Annotated in this window: 3 protein-coding genes; 1 reads left to right on the top strand and 2 read right to left on the bottom strand. The window is 58.4% G+C overall.

The features are described 5' to 3' along the window. Both EN935_RS29520 and EN935_RS29515 read right to left on the bottom strand, forming a co-directional pair. A partial coding sequence (locus EN935_RS29520; RefSeq protein ID WP_164771428.1) for an NAD(P)/FAD-dependent oxidoreductase occupies positions 1-785 on the bottom strand: 785 nt, incomplete at its 3' end. A 290-nt stretch (positions 786-1,075) separates the two neighbouring features. Next, a complete protein-coding gene (locus EN935_RS29515; protein WP_245468689.1) occupies positions 1,076-2,005 on the bottom strand; it encodes a helix-turn-helix domain-containing protein in 930 nt (309 codons plus the stop codon). Between the two features lie 13 nt (positions 2,006-2,018). Here EN935_RS29515 and EN935_RS29510 point away from each other — a divergent pair. Continuing rightward, positions 2,019-2,869 (top strand): DJ-1/PfpI family protein (locus EN935_RS29510; protein WP_245489080.1); only part of this gene is annotated, 851 nt, incomplete at its 3' end.

The following is a 2,869-nucleotide window of genomic DNA, read 5'->3' as shown; positions in this document are numbered from 1 at the left end:
GTCTCCATCCATTTATGGACATTGACGCGTGGAAAGGTCTCCTTGCGAAGGCAGAGTGATACCTGTACAGCCCCCCGCTCAAGCGCCACCGCCGCATTGTCGAACGCCGACGCCCCGTTCCCCAAGACCCCGATTCGGCGCCTGGCAAGAGCGCCGAAATCGATTGCATCAGCGGTGTGGGCGTAGCGATCGCGCGGCAGCGCTGCGCTCACCACCGATGGAACTTCCCATCGGCCGCTGCCGTCGAGGCCAGTACAAAGGATGAGCTTGCGTGCCAGGTATTCGTTGCCATCAGCGGCCCGCAGAGAGAGCCCTGCCGCCGGCGCGGGCGCGATGTCGATTATGCGGCTGTCGTTGCGCACCGGAATGCCCAGCACGCGCCGGTACCAGATCAGATAATCCTGCCACATACCTCGCGGAATCTTTGTGAGTTCGTCCCAGGCTGATCTGCCCCACTGCGCTTCGAACCAGGCGCGCGGCGACAGCGACGGATTGCCGAAGTCCAACCCACTAAGTATCTTCGGCGTTCGCAGGGTGATCATCCGTGCGAACGTTGTCCAGGGGCCCTCCTCCCCCTCGCGGGCCGCATCAAGTACGATGATATTCGTTACCTGCTCGCGCATAAGCCCATAGGCAGCCGCAAGCCCGCTCTGCCCGGCTCCGACGATCACGACATCATAGACATGCCCCCTCGGGGACGTCGTCTCGGGCATCCACGGCCGGTTCGGGAAGTCTATGAAGGCATTCTGGCGCTTGACCAGGCTTTCGAGCTCCTCCAGACTCATGTGCTGCGCCCCCAGGCCAAGCTGCCCCTCGCGCCATTTGCCGAAAAGACGGTCAGCGCTATCGTGTCGAGATCAAAGGCGGATGGCTGTCTCATCGGCTCTCCAGGTGACCCGCGGTCGCCTCAGCGCGCCGCGATCACTCTTCAGAAGCCGAAATTAACGTGGCCGCCATGCGCCCGGCGATAGCATCGCGCGCACGACTTGTTGCGTCTCGGGGCTTGATGGATGCAGCCGTCCAGCATGCTCGCATCGAGCTTTTCAAGGCTGGATCGCCATAAGCGCTGGGCATTCTAATCTGGCATCTGGGATCCAAAATGTGCGCGATGCTGGCCGGGGCTGGTGCCAAACGATTTGCCAAATCGCCGCAAGAACGTTGCCTCATTCCCAAAACCACATCGGGCGGCGATATCTTTCATGGGGTGATCGGTATTGAGAAGCAAATGCCGCGCCGCCTCCAGGCGCAGCGCTTCAACCACCTTGCTCGGTGTGCGTCTCGTATGACTGCGATAGTGCCGCAGGAAACTGCGCTCGCTCATGTTCATACGTGTTGCGAGCACAGGGATCGACAAGTCTTCAGCAAGATTGGCACTCATCCAGGCATGAAGGTCGGAGAAGCGACCGCTCTCGGATTGCAATGTGAGGGGAACACTGAATTGCGCCTGGTCGCCCGGCCGCTTCAAAAACATCACAAGGTTGCGGGCAATTTCGAGCGCCACGGCCTGTCCAAGATCCTGTTCAACCATCGCAAGCGCGAGGTCTATTCCCGCGGTCACGCCGGCAGATGTCCAGATATGACCGTCATTGATAAAGATGGGACCCCTTTTCACGAGCACCTTGGGAAAACGGCTCTCAAGGTCGTCATAGGACTGCCAGTGTGTCGTTGCCCGGCGCCCATCGAGCAGCCCAGCAGCAGCCAATGCAAAGGCTCCGGTGCATACCGACGCTAGCCTGCTCGCCTTTTTGGCATGCACCTCGAAAATGGACTTGAACCGGTCCCCCTCGCAAAAGGCATGAATGCCCGGTCCACCCGGCACAATCAATGTATGCGGCGCCGCCGTATCCTCGCTTAACGCGTCGGTATGAATGGAGATACTTGCGGGCATCTCCACAGAACCAGCAGGCGACAGGACAGAAACATCATAAGGCTGATGAGGTCCATCGACGACGAGATTTGCAGTGAGGAACACATCGAGCGGCCCGGATATATCCAGAAAACTCATCCTAGAGAAAGCAATGAGTTGCACCGACTTCGTTGGTGGCATGTGTGGACCTTTGTTCCGCGACGGCATCCATGAGCAACATGGGGCGATTGATTGCTCAGTACCGATTTTGGCGGAAATCGTCAATTTATTGTCGTTTACGCCAAGCAACGGGCCACTAAGCTGCGGACTGCAAAAGGATGTTTGCGGATTGGAGTCCAAAGTGAACGAGATTGCAGATCGCCCCATCAAGGTGGGCGTGCTTATCGAACCTGGGGTTTTGTTGATGGACGTCGTTGGGGTCCAATCGGTCTTAGGATTCTCATCAGGCGTGGAGCTTTACCACGTGGGAAAGACCAAGGAGTTGATCCGCGCATGGGGTGGCCTACCGCTGGCCGCAACGACAACATATTCGGAGTGCCCGCAGTTGGACGTTCTTGTGGCGGGAGCCATGGCGCCGCAGGTATATTCAGATCCGCAAACCATTGCCTTCGTTCAAGAGCAGGCCATGCACGAGCCCTACTTTATCGGGATTTGCGCTGGCGCCTTGCTATTTGGCGCGGCTGGTTTGCTGCAAGGCAAGCGCGCAACAACCAATCTTCAATGTATCGATCGCCTGTCTGAGTTCGGCTGCGACGTCGTCGAGGGCGGTTCCGTGGTTGAAGACGGCAAGCTGTTTACAGCTGGTCCCGCGACTGGCGGCTTTGAGGCAGCTCTTCTCGTTTTGTCTCGCCTTCGTGGTGAGCATGCAGCCAAGTTGCAGGAACTGAACGTTGAATACCACCCCAAGGCAATCTTCGGCGTCGGCACGGCAGAATTGGCGGGGCCGGAGCTTACGGAAGAAGTCAAAGTTTTCGGCAAGGGCTTCTTCTCGCAATGCGTGAA

This window comes from Mesorhizobium sp. M7D.F.Ca.US.004.03.1.1 (genome assembly GCF_003998635.1).
Classification (GTDB): Bacteria; Pseudomonadota; Alphaproteobacteria; order Rhizobiales; family Rhizobiaceae; genus Mesorhizobium; species Mesorhizobium loti.
This window is presented reverse-complemented; position numbering and strand designations above follow the sequence as displayed.

What these genes read in the sequence shown, in the direction of transcription:
- EN935_RS29515 (WP_245468689.1), bottom strand. Translation starts at nt 2,005, where the DNA reads ATGAGTTTTCTGGATATATCCGGGCCGCTCGATGTGTTCCTCACTGCA.